The sequence below is a fragment of the Prevotella lacticifex genome (assembly GCF_019973375.1).
GTDB classification, from domain to species: Bacteria; Bacteroidota; Bacteroidia; order Bacteroidales; family Bacteroidaceae; genus Prevotella; species Prevotella lacticifex.
The window spans coordinates 1,877,104-1,899,156 of record NZ_BPTV01000001.1 but is presented as its reverse complement, the minus strand read 5'-3'; the positions used below and the strand labels follow the sequence as shown (position 1 = coordinate 1,899,156).

Here is a 22,053-nt window from a genome sequence, read left to right as displayed (position 1 = left end):
AACTATATATTATTTAACAAAAACAAAACCCTCTTTCCATTCTTTCTTCCCCGGTCGCATCTGCGTCCTTTAGCAGCCGTTCAATGTCAACTTTCAGTTTTTCATGCTCTTTCTGGGCAATTCCTTTTCCCTTATTTGAAATTTCAATAGACCATTTAAGAATCTGCTTGTACAGCTTCCAATGACCTTTGCAACCTCTTTGAAATTATCTTCCATCCATTCTTTTCGTGTAAAGATAATTCACATTATTAACAACGAAATGCTACTCTTGTTATACTCTGATAGTCAGTGACTTACAAAAGCGGTCATTTTGCGTTGCGAAACGGGCCGTTTGACGATGCGAAATGGGCCGTTTGACGATGCGAAACAGGCCGTTTGGGAAGCCCAAATGATATGTATTGAAATGCTGTTAAGATTTTTCGTTGTTATTGTCCGTTTTCGTGGGCTTCGGAAATAAGGTCAGAATTATCAATCATACGATGGAAACGTTAGTGTGCTGCGATTGATTTTTGATGTTAATCATGGGAATGGCATTCATCCTTATCAGCTGAATACGATTTAAGTGTCAATGAAACGAAATGACAAAAAAAGCCCCTTCAAGCTTTTGTAGGTCTTGGACGATGACGGGAACGATTTGTTCCGCATTGCTATCTTCATCGTCCGACTCTCGGCTTGAAGGGGTTTTCAGTATCAGATACCTAATTTCTTTCTGATGTCCTTAGGGATAGCGTTCTTGTTGACGAGGAAGTCCATTGTGTTTGCGGCAATGAAATTCTTTGTCATATACCAGATACCGTGGTAGTCGCCGGTGTCACCCCAGGAGTTCTTTACCATGTAGTATTCCTTACCTTTCTGATCCTTAGCGACACCGTAGATAAGCATTCCGTGGTCGTCGGTGAGCTCCCAGTCGTCGAAACGCTCCTGGCGCTGCTTCTGAGTCGGTGTAACCTCCGGAACGTTCACGCCGAGTGAGTCGATGAGGTTGCGCTTCTCAGTGTTCGACAGACCGAGCCAGTGAGCCATGTCGCTACCTTTGTTGTCCTCAATTTTCTTAGCATCGACCATGTAAGCGAGGCCTTTGCGGGTGAATCCCGGCTCGCTGACATCACCGCCCCATGCTACAGTGTAGCCGTTGTCGATAGCGTTGTCGATGATGCGCATCATATCGTTCATTGGAACGTTGTAAGACTGAGGGTTACGCCAGTTGTCCTGCACCTCGACAGCGAACGAAGTCCAGAACGGATGGTGGGTGTAGGAAGTGATGCTGACGTAGTCGGACCAGTTGAGGCCGAGGCTCTCAGCAAACGACTTCGGTGTATAAGTTTTTCCTTCGTATGTGAACGACTCCGGAGCCTTGCCGAGATAAGAGTCGAGGATGCCCTGCAGACCCTGTTTCCAGTTAGGGCTTATGCGGCTGGCCTTGTTCTTTGCCACAGCCTCGACGTATGGAGTCATGACCGAGAAGAACTCGTTGAAGTTGAACAGCGAGTCGTCAGGATTCGTAGTAGGGTAGTCCTCAGCACTCTGCGGCACAATTCCGTAATGTTCGAGGCAGTAGAGTGGGTCGTAGGCCGAACCGCCCTCCGAGAACTGGCAGTCGCCATGGAGGCGTACCACCTGAATAGCGCGGTCCATATATGTCTTGTTGGCTACGAAGGCCTCGCTGAGGTCGTAGGTCTTTCCGCTCTTCTTGAGAATTTCAGCCTCGAAGAAACTGAGCGTGGAGTAGTCCCAGCACGTACCTGAGCGGTTCTGATCCTTGATGCTTGTGATAGGATTCTTCTTGATTACCGTGAAGACAGGCTTGTTAGGGTTGACACTGTCTTTCTTCTCTTCTGCTTTCGCGCCCGTGGCAATCACTGCCATCAGTGCAAGTGCGATTAATTTTTTCATACACAAATTAAGTCTACCATGTTCCCCTATTGGTGAGGGAATCAGGTTTGATACGTTTTGAATTGTTATTATCTTGAATATTTTTTGTCTTAATTATTCTTCATGAACTCCTCGACATCCTGAGGATGATAAGGTATGCGGTCCTTGCCGATGAAGCGGCATCCGTCCTTGGTTATGAGCACGTCGTCCTCGATGCGTATTCCACCGAAGTCCTTGTACTTGTCGAGTTCGTCGAAGTTCAGGAAGTCGGCGCAGTGGTTCTCGGCGCGCCATTTGTCGATGAGGTCCGGAATGAAGTATATTCCCGGCTCGTCGGTGACAACGAATCCCTCTTCGAGGCGGCGCCCCATGCGCAGGCAGTTGGTACCGAACTGTTCGAGGTTCGGCCTCGTCTCCTCGTCGAAACCTACGTTTATCTGGTCGAGCGACTCCATATCGTGTACGTCCATGCCCATCATGTGGCCCAATCCGTGGGGCAGGAACATTGCGTGTGCTCCCTCGGCTATTGCATCCTCGGTATTGCCCCTGGCCAGACCTAACTCCTTCATGCGGTTGAAGATAATGCGGCAGATGGCAAAGTGCACATCGGCATATTTCACACCCGGACGTGCAAGTTGCAGAACCTGGTCGTGGCATTCCTCCACTACCTTATATATAGACAGCTGTCGGTCGGTGAATTTTCCGTTGACAGGGTATGTGCGGGTGTTGTCGGAGCAGTAGTGGTTGATTGTCTCGGCACCGGCATCGCAGAGGACGAGCCTTCCACTCTGCAGTTCAGCCATCGACGGATTGCCGTGCATAATCTCGCCATGCTGCGAGAAAATCGTTGGGAATGAGACCATTGAGCCGTAAGAGTTGGCTATGCCGTCGACTTGTCCGCCGATGAACTTCTCGGTCACTCCCGGCTTTGTGAGCCTCATGGCCGTTGTGTGCATCTTGTAGCCTATGACAGCGGCCCGCTCGAGCTCGTCAATCTCTTCCTGCGTCTTCGTCGACCGCATCTTCACGACGGCCTTTATGAGGTCCATCGATGCGCTCTCCTTCTGCTGGTTGGGGTGAATGCCGAGCAGATCGAAGATTTGAATCATGATGTCGTGGCGGTAGGGCGGCAGGAAGTGTATCTTGCGGTGGTTGCGCATGGCATCGTTGCAGATTGTTTTCATCGTCTTCATCGGTGCCGAATTGGCTACGCCCACCTGCTCAGCCATGTCGTGGACGCTGTCGACGCTTCCGTACCAAACTATATCGTCGATGTCGATATCATCGCCCACGAGGGTTTCAATGTCGTTGTCGATGTCGATAACGCCGATGAGGCCATCGCGCTGTTGCCCGAAAAAGTATAGGAATGATGAGTCCTGCCGGAACGGATAGTAGCCGTTGGCCGGAAAATTGGCGGGACTCTCGTTGTTGCCGAAAAGAATCACAACCCCTGTTCCGACGAGCTTTTTCAGCTCCTGGCGGCGGTTGATGTAAGTCTGTTTACTGAACATTATTGTTGTTGTTTTAAATTCTGTTGCAAAGTTACTAATTTTAAAACAAAAAACGTTATCTTTGCATTTGATTTAACGAGTTTTTATGCATATTGATAGAAATACAGGTCTTGTCCTCGAGGGAGGCGGCATGCGCGGGGTGTTCACTTCGGGTGTTCTCGACGCGTTTATGAAGTATGAGGTTTATTTCCGCTATGTCGTGGCGGTGTCGGCCGGAGCTTGCAACGGATTGTCGTATGCCAGCCGTCAGCCCCGTCGCGCGCGTATCTCAAATATCGACATGCTGGCCCGCTATGACTATATTGGTGTGCGCCATCTTGTTACTCAGGGCTGCATTTTCGACCCCGATCTTCTTTACAACCGGTTTCCCAACGAACTGGTTCCCTACGACTATGATACTTATTTCGACAACTGCCGCCGTGGCTATGAGTTCGAGATGGTTACAACTAATTGCCAGACAGGGCTGTCGGAGTATCTGTCGGAGTATTCCGGCGACCGCCATCGTCTCCTTGCTATCGCCCGTGCGTCGTCGAGTTTGCCTTATGTGAGCAAGATTGTTACCGTCGACGGAAAGCCCATGCTAGACGGTGGCATCATCGACTCTATTCCTGTGGCTCATGCCATGGCTGCGGGTCATGAGTTCAACGTCATCGTCACTACCCACAGCAAGGGCTGGCGCGACCCCGGTAAGGATCGCAAACAGCCACCGTTCATCTACCGCAACTACCCTCGGCTGAGGGTTCTGCTGAGCCGTCGGTTGGCTGTCTACAATAAGCAAATGGATTTTGTCGACGAGTTGGAGGCAAGCGGAAAGGCCCTGGTCATCCGTCCGCAGGCCCCAGTTGTCGTGGGAAGGATGGAGAAGGACACTAAAAAACTCGAAGCGCTCTACGAGGAAGGATTCCTCAGTGGAGAGCGCTTCGTCTGTAAATATATAAAATAGGTATTGGCTACGGGCCAATACCATCTTCCCATTTGCCTATGGCTGGACGCTAAGTCAGACCGTTTTTCTTTTCTTTTCAGTCTTTGGGCCTGGCGGTTGTAGTGCCGTCAGGGCCGTTTCATGGTCAGTCTTTGTTTTTCAGCAGGTCGGGGCGCAAACGCTTTGTGCGTTCCATGGCCTGGTCGAATTCCCACTGCCGTATCTTTGCTTCGTTGCCACTGAGCAGTATGTCGGGCACCTTCCAACCTTTATATTCGCGCGGTCGGGTGTAGATGGGCGCTGCGAGCATGTCGTCCTGATAGCAGTCGGACAGCGCGCTCTGGTCGTCGCTGATGACACCGGGAACCAGTCGGACGATGGCATCGCTGATGATGGCTGCCGGCAGCTCGCCACCGGTGAGGACGTAGTCGCCGACGGATATCTCACGCGTGATGAGATGGTCGCGCACGCGCTGGTCCACGCCCTTGTAGTGGCCGGCGAGGATGATTATGTTCTTCTTCATCGATAAGTCGTTGGCTACGTGCTGGTTAAACTGCTCGCCGTCGGGACTGACGAAAATCACCTCGTCGTAGTCGCGTTCGGCTTTAAGCGCCGTAATGGCTCTGTCGATGGGCTCTATCTGCATGACCATGCCAGCCTGACCACCGAAGGGATAGTCGTCGACGCGACGCCACTTGTCGAGCGTATAGTCGCGGAGGTTGTGCAGACAAATCGTGGCCAGACCCTTCTTCTCGGCCCTGGCAAGGATACTCTCGTGCAGGAATCCCTCGAGCATCTCGGGGAGCACAGTGATAATGTCTATTCTCATAATTGACTGCAAAGTTAGCAAATCATTTTGGAATTTTGCTTTTTAATTATGTTTAAATTTTGCCGTCTCTATATTTTGCAGTACCTTTGTGCCATGTTAATAATTCACAATAAATACTGAAAATGAAGAAATTGTTTTCCCTCGCCATCGTTTTGGTGGCAGCTTTTTCAAGTGCTTCGGCACAAAACATCCAGTTTCACTACGATTTAGGCCACAGCCTTTACAGCGACCTGACTCCGCGTCAGAGCGTCACGACTACTGTCGAGATGTTCAAACCCGACGACTGGGGCTCTACGTTTCTGTTCATCGATCTCGATTATAAGAACGATGGAGTGAAAGGTGCTTACTGGGAAGTATCCCGCGAGTTCAACGTCACCAAGGACAAGCACTGGGCTGCCCATGTGGAATATAACGGTGGTGCCGAGACCGGTGAGACTCCGTCGAGCTATTATGGTAACCGCTATCAGCATGTGGCCTTGGCCGGAGGAGCCTGGAACTGGCATTCCAAGGATTTTGCCCGTACTTTCTCCGTCCAGCTTCTGTGGAAGTACTACTTTGCCAACCATCATCGTGACATGGGCGCTTTCAACAGCTGGCAGCTCACGGAGGTGTGGAGCACTACTTTCGCCCATGGCCTCTGCACCTTCGACGGCTATTGCGACCTTTGGTATAACAAGAGAGTCAATGGCAATCTCGTCCTACAGTCGGAGCCGCAGTTCTGGTTTAACCTCAACACCATCAAGGGATGGGAGAAGATAAAGCTCTCGCTCGGCTCTGAGGTCGAGGTCAGCAACAACTTCGTCTACAACGAGTATGGCAAGAATAATAAGTTCTACGCCATACCTACCGTTGCTGCGAAGTGGACTTTCTGATAACCCCTGTAGACAGCCATCGCCCCGGCTGTCTACTCATTGGCAAATTTGGCAAGGAAATCGTCCTCCGAAATAATCGGAATATTGAGCGATTTTGCCTTCTGATTCTTTCCCGATGTCGACGTTATATCGTTGTTGATTAGATATGACGTCGACTTCGATACAGAGCCGGTGACCTTTCCGCCCTGACTTTCGATGTAGGCTTTCAGTTCGTTGCGGTTCTTATAGTGGTGCACATCGCCCGTGACAACGAACGTAAGTCCTTTGCATCTGTCGCCGGCAGCCGTCGTATCCGCTTGCTTAATCCTCAATTCGGGGAGCAGACGGTCGATATGTGCCTGATTATCAGGATTCTTGAACCATCTCACGAACGATGCGCTCTTCTCGGGTCCAATACCCGAAATAGAGGCAAAAGTCTCCATATCGTCGGTAGTGCGGGCCTTTTCGATGAGGTCTTTGTAGTTGTAGGAGCTGAGGAGCCGTGTGCAGACATCCTGTCCTACGAGCGGAATTGTCAGGGCATAGAGGAACCGCCGGGCCTCAACATCGCGCGCCGCCTCCACAGCATGGAGGATATTGGCTGTGCTCTTGTCGCCGAAACCCTCGAGGACGCGGAGTTCCTGAGCATGCTCTGAGAGATGGAAGATGTCGGCATACTCCTTTATCCATCCCAAGTTGATGAATTTCTGTAGCGTCTGTTCCGACAGTCCGTCGACATTCATTCCCGGTTTGCTGACGAAACGCGCAAACTTTTTCAGCTGTTTTGCTGGACAAGCCGGATTCGAACAGTGTAGAGTGCGCGTCCCACTGGCCTCGCTCTCCCTGATGTTTGCTTTCGAGCCGCATACGGGACATACCTCGGGGATGTCGAAAGTTCCTACGGGCTTTAGCACTTTTATTACCTTTGGAATAATCTTGTTGGCCTTGATGACACTCAGTAGAGAACCTTTTCCACCGATTCCGAGTCGCTCACATTCTGAGATATTGCACAGTGAGGCCCGTTTCACCGTCGTTCCCTCTAACTCTACGGGCTTGAAGACGGCCACCGGTGATATTGTTGAGGCCGCGCACGACCATTCGATGTGGTCGAGTTCAGTCTCAGCGCTTTCATCCTTCCATTTGAATGCAAATCCCGCGCGAGTGGCATGGTGCCCCGTCACCGACCCCGTGGCAGCGTAGGCGGTGTCGTCGTAGCAGATGACGAGTCCGTCGACGGGGTAGGGGTTCTGCCGGTTTGTGACCCTTTCGGTCCATTTGTCTATCTCGGCATCGATGTTCGTAAGTGTCGGATTGCTGATAATCTCGTGGTCGACGACGTGGAATCCTTCTTCCGTCAGCCAGTCCATCCGTTTCCCCCAGCTCAGAATTTCCTTGTCGGTGTAGACGAGTGTGAACGGTATCCAGTGTATGTGGCGTTGTCTGACCTCGTCGACATTCTTCAGCGTCAGCGATCCGGAGGCCAGATTGCGGGGATTGGCATATTCCTCATCGCTCTCCATGTTGAACTTCTCGAAGTCGGCATAACTGATAACGGCCTCGCCACGCACTACTACATGCCCCTTGTGGCTTATTGTCGGCAGTATGCCCTCGATGGCGGGAGCAAGGTGGGTGATGTTTGTACCGATATGTCCGTCGCCGCGTGTCACTACTTTTGTGAGCCTGCCGTTATCATACGTGACGACGAGAGTTAGTCCATCGAGTTTCCACGACAGCCATATTGGACGTCCTTCGGCCCATTTAGCGAGCTCTTCCGGCTTTTTTGTTTTCGCCAACGACAGTGCCGGAAACTCGTGTTCCTCCTTTTGACCGGCCACACTGTCGGCACTGACGTTGTTGGTCGGCGAGTCGGGGAGAACCGTTCCGGTTTCTTGCTCGAGCTTCTTCAGACGGTCGAACATTGCGTCCCATTCGTAGTCGGTCATTGCCTCGCTACGTCCGTTGTAGTAAGCGTCGGAGGCCGCATTGAGTTTCTCGATGAGATTTCTCATCAGTTGTATTTTCTCTTCCATCTCTTTTATCTGTAAATGAAGTATGAACCACCGTCCGACTGACAGTATTTCACTATTAACTGCTGGATATATTCAGCATTCTGTCTGACGCGTTCCTCATTGCCGTCATAGCCATTGATGAGGACGACGAGGTGACGCGTGTTGAGGTCTATCTTCGTCCGCTCGTTGTCGGAAGTAGGTGTGCCCACACCGCCTTCCGCGTCGCGGTAGACGGGGAGCCCGGCAATGTTTATCATTCCGCGGCCGATACCCTCATAGGGCTCTCCCTCGCGCCCGACGCCCAAGCGAAGGGTGTCGCCGATAAACTTATCGGCATCGAATCCGCCGATGGAATAGCCGTAGGCGATGCTCGCTACGTTGATGAGGTCGACGAGGGTGTCTATCTGATAGAGTTCCTTGCCCTTGAGCATACGGCGGATGAGGGCCTCCGCAGCCGGTCTGTAGCGCGAGGGATCCTTACCGCAAGCGCGATAAACGCGGCGGGTAGCGGCGATGGATGGAATCTCCTTCAGCGTTTCAGTGGTCAGCGAGGCTTTGAACTTCTCACCGAGTTGATGAATCTCGTCCCACAACGGCTGACAGAATTTTGAGTTGACGACTTTCGCGTCGATGCATGCACCTACAAATCCCGGGCACACATTTTCTATCTCTTCCGATACTTCTATCTTCATTTTGTTTTCTCCATACTTTCAATTAATTCTCTGTCGGCCTCAGTCCACTGGAGCTTTGACAACTCCCCGACTGTCAGCCACTTGGCATCAATATGCTCGAGGAGCTTGTAATCGTAATCGCGGGCCATACAGTCGAAGGCTGTGAGGGTGATGTCGAAGTCGGGATAGCTGTGGTCGACCTTTGCCAACGGCCGCCCCACATAGATGTTCCAGTCCATCTCCTCCTTTATCTCCCTTATTAGTGCTTCCTCAGGGCTTTCGCCTTCTTCTATCTGTCCGCCGGGAAACTCCCAGTGCTCGCTGACGTAGTCCTTCGACGAACGGCAGCGTTGGGTGCAGAGAATCTTGTTGCCGTTGCGGACGACAGCGCAAACTACGTTTAAATGTTTTCTTGACATTTCCTTCTTATTGTGTCTTTTCGGTCTGTCCGTAATGATATTTAAACAAACATTACTGCAAAAATAGTTATTATTTTTAAAAAAGCAGTGTAATCGTTTTAATTTTATTTGGTAGTAACAAGAATTTAATGTAATTTTGCAAGCATAAAAAATATTTTTAGTATATTCTTGAGTAAATTTAGTTTTATACCAAAGTACTAGCATTCCTCGACGTCGTGAGACGGCGAGGTTTTCGTTTTTTATAGAGATATTGCAAAATTATAAAAAAGTAAACGTTTCCGTGGAATAAATGCAAAGTCGACTTTACAATTCAAATAGTTTTATTACCTTTGCACCCTGAAACAATAACCTATTTATAAAAAATGACATCTTTAACAATTGCAATTATCATTGTGTTCTGCTGTGGCTACGCGTTGATAGCCATGGAGAGCCTTACGAAGATTAACAAGGCTGCCATAGCTTTGCTGATGTTCGTGGCCTGCTGGACATTGTACATGTGCGACCCGTCAACATTCGTTGGCATTATGCACCCTGACTTCAAGGGTGCGGGCGATTCTGTAATTACTTTCGTCAACGGACTCATCACCAATCATCTTGGCGACACCTCCACAACCCTCTTCTTCCTCATGGGAGCGATGACCATCGTTGAGGTTGTCGATAAGAACGGCGGCTTCGACTGGGTAAAGAAAGTAATGAAAACCACCTCTAAGCGGGCTCTTCTGTGGCGTATAGCGTTCATGACATTCATACTCTCGGCTATCCTCGACAATATGACAACGAGTATTGTGATGATAATGATTCTCCGCAAGCTCGTTCCTGAGCATAAGGACCGCATCGTCTATGCGTCGCTCGTCATCATCGCTGCCAACTCGGGTGGTGCTTTCTCACCTATCGGCGATGTGACGACGATCATGCTTTGGAATGCCAATATGATTACTGCCGCCGGCGTGATCAGTGAGATTCTCATTCCATCAATTATCTCAATGGTTATACCCGCGTTCATCCTGCAGTTTATGTTGAAGGGTTCGCTGACGGATATTGCCGGCAACGACACAACTGGTGACACTGAGCTTCTCGATCTTTCATCGGCTCAGCGCAAGGCAATCTTCTTCGTTGGTGTGGGCGGTCTCGTGTTTGTGCCTATCTTCCGCTATCTCACAAATCTTCCACCGTTCGTCGGCATCCTTCTCGTTCTTGGCTGTCTGTGGACGCTCAGCGAGATTTTCTATCGTGAGGTCAACGGAACGAGTGAGGGAATGTCGTGCCGCGTCATCGACCTCATACGCAATATCGATATGGGAACGATCCTCTTCTTCCTCGGCATACTCATGGCTGTCGCATGTCTTGAGGAGGTAGGAGTGCTCCATAGCCTCGGCAGCGGACTCAATGTCGTCTTCAAGGGCAACCACTTTATGGTCACCGGTATCATCGGAGTGTTGAGCTCTATCGTCGACAATGTGCCTCTTGTGGCCGGATGTATGGGAATGTACCCAATTCAGGCGGCTACCGATTTCGCTACCGACGGCGTGTTCTGGCAGCTGTTGGCTTATTGCGCCGGTGTCGGCGGCTCGATGCTAATCATCGGTTCGGCGGCAGGTGTTGTTGTCATGGGACTGGAGAAGATTACCTTCGGCTGGTACATGAAACATATTACGTGGATAGCGTTCGTCGGCTACATTGCCGGAATCCTCTCATATTATGTTCTGCGTGAGTTCATCTTTACGACTCCGCTGTAAAAAGATTAATCGCAAACTACGACAAAAGGCCTGGGTGACAATGCCTTATCCAGGCCTTCTGTCATTTGTTTGAGCGTAAAATCTGTTGATGCAGGTTTAATGTATGTAAGCAATAATGTTAATTTGACGTCAGAAGGAATATTAAACCCTCTCCGACAGAAACAATAATAATGATGAAGAATATAAGAATAGCGACCATTAACGACATTCCGATCATCCGTCACATGGCTGAGCAGGTTTTTCCTGCGACATATAAAAACATTATCACAGCTGAGCAGTGCGACTATATGATGGACATGATGTACTCTGAGGTAAGTCTGCACCGGCAGATGACGGAGGAACATCACATCTACCAACTCCTTTTTGTCGATGGCGATGCAGCCGGTTACGTGTCGGTGCAGCCCATAGATGCCGACCTCTACGAACTCCAGAAGATTTATGTTCTCCCCCGTTATCAGGGCCTTCACTTGGGTCGTGAGCTCTTCGATGCTGCTGTCGCCCAAGTAAAGAAACAGCACCCCGGTCCCTGCCGCCTCTTTCTGCATGTCAACCGCTATAATAAGGCCAAGGCTTTCTATGAGCATCTCGGCTTGCGTGTTACCCGTCAGGGCGATTATGACATTGGCCACGGCTACTTCATGAACGACTACATAATGGAGAAAGAGATATAAGACAATACCGTCCGGTGCAGAGCGGCTAATCAATGGCATGTGCTTTCTCAAGCATCTTTTTGGCTCGGGGAGGGCAAAACAACAATAAGCAGATATTGAAATATATTTACATCATTCCGAAACATATCATTTCGGCTTGCAAAACGGTCCTTTTCAGCTCATGAAATGGACCGTTTCGCGTCCTAAAACGGACCGTTTCGCAACGCCAAATGGCATGTATTAGTAACTTGCAGATAATCAATGTTGTACGAAGATGGAACAGAACATGAAATAATTTGATTTATTTTTACATTTAGTTGCAGGCCTCTCTCTCTCGCTCGGTGCTTTTCCCAAAGTAGTGTTGGCTAATGGAAGAACCATTAATGTAGGCGCGGATCAATAGGTTTTCTCCGTGATTGTAAAAAGAAACAGCCCTGGACTGCATGTAGGAACTATGCTGTCCGGGGCTGTTGATGATAGATCGATTACTTTACTATGACTTTGCGGGTTGTGCCGTCGCTCATGCGGACGATGTTGATGCCCTTGCAAGGAGCCGTCAGACGGGTGCCGTTGAGGCTGTAGCGCGCTACCTCGACTGCATCGCGTGATTCGCCGACATTGCTGATGCCGTTGGTGACTGCTGCCGTGAGGTTGTCGAGACAAACGTAAGTGGCTGTGTTGAGACCCCAATTGCCCTTATCTGAACCGTCGAAGGCGAACTTTATGGCCCTTACCTCACCGAGCTCGCTGAGGTCTACCTTCTCCCATTTGTCGATATAATCGAGGGCTCCGTCGTGATAGTTTGCCAGAGTGACATCCTTCGTCACCGTTGTATTGTCGTCCTTCACACCGATTATCGTCACTTTGAAGAAGTCGCCGTCCTTGGTGAAGGCACTTGCTGGGCTGTCGCCAAAAGCAAAGTTATGGTGCGAGAAAGCCGAATTCGTGATGTAGACATACTCGAGCGTAGTGCCCTTGTCGACGGTTATGCTGTCGGATGAGCTATAAAGAACCGCATAGTTGGACCCCTCGTAAGCTCCTCCCGCAACATTGTGATACTGTCCGAGGACATAGCTCTTGTAGGTTGTGTCCTTGCAGGCCGAGATAGCGAATCCCGTCCATGAGCCCCATTCCGGGGTGATGCTCTGCGAGAAGGTGAACGGTCCCTGCTTGAAGTTGCAGTAGTAGGTTGTCACCGTTGAGCCGTACGACTCGTAAGTGACTGAGTCGGTGGCTTTTGCAGTAGAACCATTGTAGACGCTGTCGGCGTTGAGGGTCACTCCCTCAACATTGTCGAATGTTGCCACTGCTGTAGTTGTCTGTTGTGCCAAAGATGGCACTGCGGTCAGAGCCGCGAGGATGAAAGTGTAAAAGTGCTTCATATAAAACTTATTTTGGTTGTTGATAATTTATTTCGTGTGCAGGTCCATGGCTCCACAGACCTCTGTCGATGTCTCGCCAAGCCATCCGCAATACTGATTCTCAGCCGAATAGACGCGGACAAAGTCGATGGCCTCGAGCGATACCGGGCGCCGCTGGCTGTCGACGGCATTGCTGATGTCGAACGAGCAACCCTCGTCGGTGCCGGAGTTGTCGACATAGCCCCACGCAAAGCTGTCGAGAAACCAGTTGCGGACTCCGGCTCCGACATTCACCTGACGGCCGTTGTGTGGCAGAAGGGTGCCCGTGAAGGTCATGGAGCCGTGTACCCACAGCGGGAAATACTCCTGCTGATGACTGCTGTTGCGATAGACGAAGCCGTTCCCTCCGCGGTTATCAGTCCACGGAATATCAGCCATCGGTGACGGATTGTAAGTGATGCTGTAGCCGTAGACAACCTTCCCCACACTGTCGGCATCGGCACTGCCCCTGAGCTCATACCATTCGTCGTCGGGTTTGCCGTTGTGATTGGCATCGACCGACACCATGACGATGCCCGGTTCGCTGTTGCCGTTGAAGGCATTGCCCTTGATCATCAGGTCGTTGCCTTCGAGATTGCGCACCCGATGGTCGAAGTGAAAGGTGACGTAACCGCCATAGGCTCCGAGGGTTATGAGTCCATTCATGCTCCCGGCTATAGCCTTTGTGCACTTCGCTGCCGCAGAGTCGGCATTGTCGTCGGCATCTATTTGTGGCAGGACGTTGACAAACTGTCCCGGTGCAGGACGATACTCGTCGACGGCCGAAATATAGGCTGATGGCGTTGTCGGCTGCGGCCCCGTTGCCGTGGTGCTGCCCTCACTGGTGAAACAAGCGTGCCCCGGAATGTCGCCCGTCCATGTGCTCCACTTATACTTGCCGTCGCGGCTGAAACAGAAGAGCTTACCGCTCGACACGTAGTTGGTGGCATCCATGACGAAAACATCGCCGGTGACGGGTTGGACGATAATGCCATAAGGAGTGCGGATGGGGTCGGAAGGGCTCTGACGGATAAAATCGGAATTGACTATTCTTCCAGTTCTGAGGTCAATGACTCCATAGTGATGGTTGCCGTAGTAGACGAGGGAATCGCCGTGAATATCGAATCCATCGACGGACACATCGACCGAGTCGACAACCTCATCGTTGTATATTTCGTAGAGCCGTGACGGCACCGACGCATAATCGCCCCGTGAGCTGATCCACACCGACCCGTATCGATCGGCCTTCACACGGAAGAGATTCGGTGCCACACTGATGGTCTTCACCACGGAGAACGTGCTGAGGTCGATGACGCTCACCGTGCGGTCGTAGCCCATACCCTGCATGGCATTGTAGCCGCCGCTGTTGGCAACGTAGAGGCGGTTGCCCACAATAGCCATCTCCTCGGGCTGATAGCCTACGGTGCACGTTGCGACGATGCGGAGTGAGGCTGTGTCGACTTTATAAACTTGTCCGAGAACGCTCCGGCCATTGACTGGTCCCACATAGCTGCTGACGTAGGCAAAGCCTTTGTCGAAAGCTAAACTGCGGCAGTTGGGAATGTCGACGTGACCAATGCTCACGGCGTCGGCGGCGCGGGCCACCTCCACCTTGTTGCTCTGGTTGATGCTCATCCACAGCCGCTGGCCGTAGATTTTTATGTCGTTGCCGACGTCGCCGAGCTCCATCACCTCACCGGGGTTGCGTGAGGGATAGATGTTGCGGCTGTAGGTGCCGGTGGAAAAATCGAGATAGTCGAGAGTGGCCTTGTTCGATCCCATATTGCCCTCGTTGAGGACATACATCCCCTTTATGCTGCCTGACGATGCAGCACCCGTGTTCTGTTCGTCGGGGTAGATGACGGTGTCGTCCTGCCGACAGCCTGCCGCAGTGAGAACCAACAGCAACATCGGTGCGAGCCGTATGAGTGTATTGAAATATTTTTTCATTCTCTTGCTTCTTGATTAATTTTTTGGCTGCTCAGGGCCTTTCTTTCAATGTCCTTTAATCATCGTTCGGCTGATCAAATCTCATTTCACAGCTCGATGCTGAACCCCGCCGCACAGTTGATGCCCGGCATGGGGTAATTCTGTATTACGTCGTAGCGCTGATTGAGGAGATTATTTATCTCGAACGAGAGCCGGTAACCGGTCTTGCGGCTGTTGCGCCACTCGTATTGTATGCTGATGTCGTGGGTGTACCACGGCTCCATGTGATTCTGACGAATATTCTCCTGACCGTTGTAGCGTTCTCCGCTATATATAAAGCTGTAGTTCAGCGACATACCGCGCCACGATGCAGTCATCGTTGCCGACCCACTGTTGTAAGGAATGTACGGAATCTGGTCGCCGTAGAATGGCGTCGTAGGGTCGGTGACGTCGCGCGCGTCCTGATAAGTGTATTGCAGTCGGGTCGAAAGACTGAGCCCTGCTGACGTAGTCATCGACGCTGCTGCCGTGGCGTCGATACCACGGATATGCACGCGGCCGAGGTTCAGCATCGTCCAGCGGAACTGCTGTCCCTTGGGGTAGGCTATAATCTTGTCGTGGACGGTGTTGTAGTATATATCGGCTCCAATGCTGAGGGCTATGGCGTCAGCCTTATTAAGATTAACGCCGTAGTTGAATCCCGCGTCATACTGGTTGGCACTCTCCGGTCGCAGACGGCTGTTGCCGGCATCGGTATAATAGAGGTCGTTGAACGTGGGCATACGGAAACTGCGCTTGGCGAAAGCGTGAAGGGTCAGCCGCCCCAAGGGAACAGCGATGAAGAGCGATGGCGTCAGCCGTCGTATGTCGGCACCGTTGTCCGATGTTGATCGATTGCTGATATTGTCGTGGACGAATGCCGCAACGACGGAGGCCTGCGCCTTTATCCATCGTGTGTCGACGGCTGTGGCCATGCTGATGAGATTGTTCAGACGGGTGGGGTAGACGAAGCGGTAGGTGTCGGCGTTGAGCTTGTTCCACCTGAGGTCGTAGGCCACCGACAGACTCCAGTCCTTCACTATCTCGTAGACGTTGGCCGACGACACATAGAGCTCCTGCTGCCAGTAGCGGTTGTCGACGGGCAGCTGCGTGGTGTCCCTGTTTATATAATGTGTACGATAGAAGGCATACTTCGCCATGAGAAGGGTGGAGAACCGTGAGGTCACGTCCTTCTCGAACCGTCCCTGTAGGAAAGTGTTGAGGTCGTTCTGCCGTTCGCCGCGCCGCCATACGTTGTTGACAATAGCCCCGGGAATGCCGCGCTCCGAGTTGTAGATGTAGCCCTTCGCGTCCCAGTATCCGCGGTCTATGATGCCGTGGATGTTTACTTCGGCGCGCTCAGCATGGATGTCGCCGTTATGCCGTGTGGCGGTAGTGTCGTAGGCCGTGGCTCCCGATGGTGTCACTCGGCGGTAGCGGAAACGGTACTTGCCGTCGGAGTTGAGGAATCCCGCGCTCAGCGACGCGCTCACCGAACGGCTGAGCCGCTGCTCCCATAGCGATGTGATGCGGAGGGTGTTGCCCGGTCCTCCCTTTGTCGTGAAACGAAGATTGCGCCCCTTCGAGTCCTTGAACTGCGGGCGCCGCGTGCGGATGTAGATGCTGCCGGCATTGCAGAAGTCGGTGGCTGGCTGGAAGATGGAACTCTTCTGACCGTTGTAGAGGTTTATCTGTTCGACGTTGTCGAGCGAGAACTGTCCGAGGTCAATCTGTCCGTTCTGGGCATTGCCCAATTCGATACCGTCGTAGAATACACCGAGATGAGCCGACCCCATGCTGCGAATGTCGACAGTCTTCAGTCCGCCGACACCGCCATAGTCCTTCAGCTGTATGCCCGAGAAGTAGCGCATGGCATCGGCCACCGACAGCGAGCTCATGCGTCGCAGCTCGTCGCCGCTGAGAACCTGTGGGGATATAATCTCCCTTAGCGGCAACTTGTCGGTCACCACTACCTCCTGAATGTGGCGTATGCTGTCGGTGGCTGCCATGGTCGTGGCCGATGGTGCCTGGGCCATGACCCTCAGGGCCACTGCACAACATACGACTATTGTCAACAGTCGTCTCATTGCTGATAAGATTTGTCGTCTGTGTGCTCTCCTCGGAGCAGTGACAGCCCAATGGCAATGGCAGGTCTTCTGGCTTGTTGCGGATTAAGGCCGGCGCGACTTCCCGTCAGTGGGCATTATGAACGCGCTCCCCGTATTGGGGCCGTTCTCACTGATAGTGTCGGCAGGCGGGAGAGAAGCAACTCACAGCTGCGGGACAGCTTCGGATTCTCACCGTATTCCCTTTTTAATCACATGGTGGAGTGAACCTATTGCAAGTGCAAAAGTACAATAAAAATCTGAGATGACAAACGGATGCTCAGATTTTCTTGGTGCGGCTCTACGCTTCTTTTCATTCAAGTTTTGGCTGAAACGGTATCTGTCCTTCTGCACGAAAAACACGAATTTCACGATCGTTTGTCCCTCGACGAAAAAACGAATTGTTCCTTCGGCTTATCCGTAGATTTCGGACAGCTACAAGGGCCTCTCACGCAAAAGGATATAAACTCCCCAAAAAGTGGGTTCAGCAAATTGAATGCCTTATTTATGAGATTCAGATTCCTTTGGCTCGGCTCTTGTCGGAGCTGTCCTGGATATGCAGCTGCATGGGGACAACCTCCTTGTAGATTTTCTTGTCGCCGCGGATGGCACGGAACAGCAAATCGCACGACACCTTGCCTTGCTTTGAGGCTTGGTCGGCAACAACGGTGACCTTCGGAGTGACGAAGCTCGCCGTGTCGCTGTCGGTGAAGCCGATGATGGCCACATCGCCGGGTATCGACAGACCCCTCTCCTGGATGCGCTTGAAAGCACCGAAGGTGACGATGTCGTTGAAGGCAATGATGGCGTCGGGTGGATTACTCATGCCCATAAGCTCGTCGACGGCCTTCTCGGCAAAATCGTAGCTGATGTCGCCACACTTCACAAGATTGCGGTCGATGGGGATATTGTGCTCGCGCAACGCTTGCAGATAACCGTGCTTGCGGCGGCGGACCATGTCGAGATGATTAGGACCACCGATGAAAGCAATCCTGCGGCTGCCAGTAGCTATGAGGTGCTCGGCGGCACTGTGGGCAGCAACGTCGCCGTCGGCAACAACCTGGGAGAAGAGCTCGGGCAGACACGTGCGGGCAAAGAATACGAGCGGAATGCCCATATCATGGATCTCCTTGAAGTGGGAGTAGTCGGTGGTGTCCTGGGCCAGACATGCGATGATGCCCTCAACATGGAGGTTGATGAAGTTGTCGATGGCCTGCTCCTCACGCGTGTGGTCCTCATGCGAGTTGGAGCAGATGACGGTGTAGCCGAAAGAGCGGGCGAAGTCCTCTATGCCGTCGAGGACAGCGGCGTAATAATGAGTGACAAGATTGGGGACCACCACACCGATAATCCGCGGAGCTTCCTTGCGGAGGCTTTGGGCGAAAGGATTCGGACGATAGTTAAGCTCCTTGGCCAACTGCTGGACGCGCTGTTTCATCTCCTCGCCAACCTCGTGGCTGTTGCGAAGGGCACGGCTCACCGTGGCGATGCTAACGCCAAGGCGCTCGGCAAGATCCTTTAACGATGTTCGGTGTTGCTGCATTTTGATTTTTGATTTTTGAACTCTAATATTTGCAAAGGTACGAAAAAATATTTATAAAACAAGACTTTGAACGCCAAATTTGAAAACGTTTACGTTTTATTTTCGCAATTTTTATATACAACGCAGCATAAATTGTTGTACCTTTGCACCAGTTTTAAAAGAGTAATGAATAGTTGATAATAAGTTAGTTAGAAAAAATGAAGGTTCAAAGTTGTTGGGAAACAATTTTGAGCCTTTTTTCTTTGGTGATATAAAAAATATTGTTTAACTTTGCAAGCGCAAAATTAAGCAATCGTGTTTCAATCCCCGAAACACAATTATCATAGTAATTTCCTATACATTAAATATGTTAAGCAAAGAAGAACTATTAGCTAAGGATATTCCAGAGCTGGAGGCCATAGCACAAAGTGTCGGCGCAGAGTTCAGTAAGGATGACGACAAGGATACTCTCGTTTACGCCATTCTCGACAAGGACGCGGAGAACGAGGGAAAGGCTCATCCGCTCGGACAGAAAAGGCACAGAACAAGAATCAGCCGCACCGACACCGACCACGTCTACTCGGTCAACGGCAAGAATGGTGAGAACTTAGACACAAAGAAAGAGAAGAAAACAACCAAGAAACTCTTCAATGACAATCCTGCACCCGCAGAGGCTGTTGCCAACGATGCCCCCGTCGGGGACACACAGGAGAAGGAGATGACCCCCGAGGAGATTCTTGCGTCGATACCCAAGCACCGCGGACGCAAATCGAAGGCGGAACTCGAGATGATAGCAAGAGCCGAGGCCGCATTGAAGGCTAAGAAAGAACAAACGGACATGAAAGACGATAATATTAATAATGTGGAGCCGGAGACCAATGAGGCCGAAGAGAATGTCGCGCCGGTAGTGCCGGAGGCCGAATATCAGAGCAGCAGTGCCGACGACAAGGAAAGCAACGAGCTCATATCGCAGCTGCAGCAGAAGGTCAGCGAGCACAACGAGGCCAATGCACCCGAGACAGCGGCACCGGCCGACAGCAACGGCGTATGGGAAGGCGACCCGGGCGACGGTACCGACTTCATAACAGTTGTCGACCTGCCCATCGAGGACCAGGGAGCACTGCCAAACTACGATATGCTCGACCGTCCGACAGACGAGGAAACGGCAACATACGTTCAGAAACCCGAGACTCAGCAGGAATCCAATTATGACTTCTCGGATATCATCACTGCCAATGGCGTGCTCGAAATCATGCCCGACGGATATGGATTCCTCCGCTCGAGCGATTACAACTATCTCAGCTCACCCGACGATGTCTACGTGGCAAACAATATCATAAAGAAGTACGGACTCAAGACCGGCGACGTGGTGGAGTGCCATGTGCGGCCGCCGAAAGCAGGAGAACGCTATTTCCCACTGACATCCATCGACAGAATCAACGGCCGTAACCCGTCGGAGATTCGGGACCGCATTCCTTTCGAGCATCTCACACCGCTTTTCCCCGATGAGAAATTCAACCTCACCGGCGACCCTAAAACAACAAACCTCAGTACACGAATCGTCGATATGTTCTCGCCGATAGGTAAGGGACAGAGAGCTCTAATCGTCGCACAGCCAAAGACCGGTAAGACAATCCTCATGAAGGACATTGCCAACGCCATCGCAGCTAACCACCCTGAGGCTTATCTGATGATGCTCCTCATCGACGAGCGACCCGAGGAGGTCACCGACATGTCGAGAACGGTCAACGCAGAGGTCATAGCATCGACATTCGACGAACCTGCAGAGCGCCACGTCAAGATTGCCGGACTCGTACTCGAAAAAGCTAAACGAATGGTGGAGTGCGGACACGACGTAGTCATCTTCCTCGACTCCATAACCCGACTGGCAAGAGCCTACAACACCGTGGCACCGGCAAGCGGTAAGGTCCTCACCGGTGGTGTCGACGCCAACGCACTGCAAAAGCCAAAACGATTCTTCGGTGCAGCACGAAACATCGAGGGTGGAGGCTCGCTGACAATCATCGCCACAGCACTCATCGATACCGGAAGTAAGATGGATGAAGTCATCTTCGAGGAGTTCAAGGGTACGGGTAACATGGAGCTCCAGCTCGATCGCAGTCTGTCGAACAAGCGTATATTCCCGGCTGTCAACCTCGTGGCATCGAGCACACGCCGTGACGATCTGCTCCAGGATAAGACAACCCTCGACCGTATGTGGATTCTCCGAAAGAATATTGCCGACATGACCGCCATAGAGGCAATGAACGAGATTCACGACCGCGTGGCTCACACCAAGGACAACGAGGAGTTCCTCGTCTCGATGAACTCATAACCACCGCTCTGCAATTTATGATAAGCAGATATAGCATTGAGGCCGCATACAGTTTCTTCCATCAAAAGGGGAGAATATATGCGGCCTCTAATATTGAAAGGCAAAAAGACGACATCGAATTTGCCGTCGCTGAGTATGTGAACAGCATGAACCGTGACCTTTATGAGGCTATAGCCCATGGTCACCGCGACTTTCTACTTGCTCACGACCACTTTGCGACCGACATCCAGTCGGCTGTTGACAGCCTGGAGAAGATGATGGAGCCATAAGAGCGCCTTTCGCAGTGCCATGGCTCCATTATGATGCCACTAAAACAGCTATTAAGGGCTACTAAGCAGCCATTTTGTGCCACAATATTGCCTATAATTATCCTCCGAGAAAAATTTATGGCTACTAAGCAGCCATTTTGTGCCACATATTGCCACTTTGGTACCCTAATATCGGCTTTTTGGTGCCCTAATATCGCCTTTTTGGTCTCATGATATTGCCCCTTTGGTGCCCTAATATCGGCTTTTTGGTGCCATGATATTGTCCTGTGGTACCTGTTCGTGTCCTTTTGTCCGTCTGTTTAGTGTTTTCCTCTCTCTTATCCTCCTCCGCCGTATGGTGGAAAAATTGCAGCGAGGTGGAAAAACCGAATCACGAGGTGGAAAAACTGAATCACGAGGTGGAAAAACCGCTCATAGACCTTTATTCATTGCCTTAGAAGCGTCGCAGCGTCGCAACGTCGCAGTGTCGCAGTGTCGCATAAGGGCTCTCTGATGTCGGGAAAACGCAGAATGTAAATAAAGAAGAAAATATTAATTATATTTTAAAGTATTGATAATTAATATAATATAGTAATATATAATAATATAATATATTTTTACTCTATAGTCTCATTTCGGCCGACTTCCTCGCCGCATGTCGTTATCGGCCTTATGTGGCGGTGTGGCGCATAGGAATTTTTGGTTAGATTTTAGGAGCATAATTGCTAATTAGGCTGTCAAAAATTTAAGCCGTTTTTCGTTTCTTACTTTTGAGGTCCAACATTCTCCTTACTTGCCAATTGTCAAGCAGAGTCATTTCTTTCCAATCCTTTATATCAGCCATTCTCACGCATTCCATTTTCTCCTTGAAGTCAATCTTTCTTCTCTTTTTGCTGTCCGTAACTTTTCCGTACAGAGGCAAGGCCAGAACTATGGGCGTTATCCCACAGTGTTTGTTTTTCGGCTGTATGCTTTTATAAACGCCGAAAGTTGATTCTATGATAT

16 protein-coding genes, 1 pseudogene and 1 riboswitch are annotated in these 22,053 nt (G+C 51.1%); of the genes and pseudogenes, 6 read left to right on the top strand and 11 right to left on the bottom strand.

Annotation, left to right across the window (positions count from 1 at the left end; genetic code table 11):
• Positions 1 to 690: 690 nt before the first annotated feature.
• Positions 691 to 1,893: a C1 family peptidase gene (locus tag LDN30_RS07440; RefSeq protein WP_223929126.1), complete on the bottom strand. Its 1,203-nt coding sequence runs from the start codon at positions 1,891 to 1,893 to the stop codon at positions 691 to 693.
• Positions 1,894 to 1,982: 89 nt separating this feature from the next.
• Complete coding sequence (locus tag LDN30_RS07435) at positions 1,983 to 3,383, bottom strand: aminopeptidase P family protein (protein WP_223929125.1); 1,401 nt, start codon at positions 3,381 to 3,383, stop codon at positions 1,983 to 1,985.
• An 85-nt stretch (positions 3,384 to 3,468) separates the two neighbouring features.
• On the opposite strand from LDN30_RS07435, the gene LDN30_RS07430 reads away from it, so the two are divergent.
• Positions 3,469 to 4,326 carry a patatin-like phospholipase family protein gene (locus tag LDN30_RS07430; protein ID WP_223926107.1) on the top strand — a complete coding sequence of 286 codons (858 nt, stop codon included), beginning with the start codon at positions 3,469 to 3,471 and terminating at the stop codon, positions 4,324 to 4,326.
• A 124-nt stretch (positions 4,327 to 4,450) separates the two neighbouring features.
• Here LDN30_RS07430 and trmD read toward each other — a convergent pair whose 3' ends face one another.
• Positions 4,451 to 5,134 (bottom strand): tRNA (guanosine(37)-N1)-methyltransferase TrmD, encoded by a 684-nt coding sequence (trmD, locus tag LDN30_RS07425; RefSeq protein WP_223926106.1) that lies wholly within the window; start codon positions 5,132 to 5,134, stop codon positions 4,451 to 4,453.
• 122 nt (positions 5,135 to 5,256) lie between these two features.
• On the opposite strand from trmD, the gene LDN30_RS07420 reads away from it, so the two are divergent.
• Positions 5,257 to 6,006, top strand: coding sequence for a nucleoside-specific channel-forming Tsx family protein (locus LDN30_RS07420; RefSeq protein WP_223926105.1), 750 nt, complete (start codon positions 5,257 to 5,259; stop codon positions 6,004 to 6,006).
• 32 nt (positions 6,007 to 6,038) lie between these two features.
• Here the strand turns inward: LDN30_RS07420 and ligA are convergent, their stop codons facing one another.
• Genes ligA through LDN30_RS07405 form a run of 3 tightly spaced genes read right to left on the bottom strand, consistent with a single transcriptional unit; the run spans position 6,039 to position 9,084 of the window.
• Positions 6,039 to 8,015, bottom strand: coding sequence for an NAD-dependent DNA ligase LigA (gene ligA, locus LDN30_RS07415; RefSeq protein WP_223929124.1), 1,977 nt, complete (start codon positions 8,013 to 8,015; stop codon positions 6,039 to 6,041).
• 5 nt (positions 8,016 to 8,020) lie between these two features.
• On the bottom strand, positions 8,021 to 8,686 hold the full coding sequence (locus tag LDN30_RS07410) for a B3/B4 domain-containing protein (protein WP_223926103.1): 666 nt from the start codon (positions 8,684 to 8,686) through the stop codon (positions 8,021 to 8,023).
• Positions 8,683 to 9,084 (bottom strand): (deoxy)nucleoside triphosphate pyrophosphohydrolase, encoded by a 402-nt coding sequence (locus tag LDN30_RS07405; protein WP_223926102.1) that lies wholly within the window; start codon positions 9,082 to 9,084, stop codon positions 8,683 to 8,685. The genes LDN30_RS07410 and LDN30_RS07405 overlap by 4 nt, the downstream gene beginning before the upstream one ends.
• Positions 9,085 to 9,446: 362 nt before the next feature.
• Between LDN30_RS07405 and nhaD the strand changes: the two genes are divergently transcribed.
• Both nhaD and LDN30_RS07395 read left to right on the top strand, forming a co-directional pair.
• The gene (gene nhaD / locus LDN30_RS07400) at positions 9,447 to 10,820 is read left to right on the top strand and encodes a sodium:proton antiporter NhaD (RefSeq protein ID WP_223926101.1); all 1,374 of its coding nucleotides are present in this window, start codon (positions 9,447 to 9,449) and stop codon (positions 10,818 to 10,820) included.
• Between the two features lie 173 nt (positions 10,821 to 10,993).
• Positions 10,994 to 11,491 (top strand): GNAT family N-acetyltransferase, encoded by a 498-nt coding sequence (locus LDN30_RS07395; RefSeq protein ID WP_223926950.1) that lies wholly within the window; start codon positions 10,994 to 10,996, stop codon positions 11,489 to 11,491.
• Positions 11,492 to 11,955: 464 nt separating this feature from the next.
• On the opposite strand, the gene LDN30_RS07390 is transcribed toward LDN30_RS07395, so the two are convergent.
• The 4 genes from LDN30_RS07390 to LDN30_RS07375 form a co-directional block, all read right to left on the bottom strand.
• Positions 11,956 to 12,852 carry a DUF4465 domain-containing protein gene (locus tag LDN30_RS07390; RefSeq protein WP_223926100.1) on the bottom strand — a complete coding sequence of 299 codons (897 nt, stop codon included), beginning with the start codon at positions 12,850 to 12,852 and terminating at the stop codon, positions 11,956 to 11,958.
• Between the two features lie 27 nt (positions 12,853 to 12,879).
• Positions 12,880 to 14,820, bottom strand: coding sequence for a YncE family protein (locus tag LDN30_RS07385; protein ID WP_223929123.1), 1,941 nt, complete (start codon positions 14,818 to 14,820; stop codon positions 12,880 to 12,882).
• A gap of 86 nt (positions 14,821 to 14,906) precedes the next feature.
• On the bottom strand, positions 14,907 to 16,925 hold the full coding sequence (locus LDN30_RS07380; protein WP_223929122.1) for a TonB-dependent receptor: 2,019 nt from the start codon (positions 16,923 to 16,925) through the stop codon (positions 14,907 to 14,909).
• A gap of 42 nt (positions 16,926 to 16,967) precedes the next feature.
• A riboswitch (cobalamin riboswitch) is annotated at positions 16,968 to 17,193 on the bottom strand.
• 264 nt (positions 17,194 to 17,457) lie between these two features.
• Positions 17,458 to 18,486, bottom strand: coding sequence for a LacI family DNA-binding transcriptional regulator (locus LDN30_RS07375; protein WP_223926097.1), 1,029 nt, complete (start codon positions 18,484 to 18,486; stop codon positions 17,458 to 17,460).
• 346 nt (positions 18,487 to 18,832) lie between these two features.
• Here LDN30_RS07375 and rho point away from each other — a divergent pair, with 346 nt between their 5' ends.
• On the top strand, positions 18,833 to 20,800 hold the full coding sequence (gene rho, locus LDN30_RS07370; RefSeq protein WP_223929121.1) for a transcription termination factor Rho: 1,968 nt from the start codon (positions 18,833 to 18,835) through the stop codon (positions 20,798 to 20,800).
• 17 nt (positions 20,801 to 20,817) lie between these two features.
• Positions 20,818 to 21,069, top strand: coding sequence for a hypothetical protein (locus LDN30_RS07365; RefSeq protein ID WP_223926095.1), 252 nt, complete (start codon positions 20,818 to 20,820; stop codon positions 21,067 to 21,069).
• Between the two features lie 724 nt (positions 21,070 to 21,793).
• Here LDN30_RS07365 and LDN30_RS07360 read toward each other — a convergent pair.
• Positions 21,794 to 22,053: pseudogene (locus LDN30_RS07360) on the bottom strand (hypothetical protein); the annotation flags it as partial.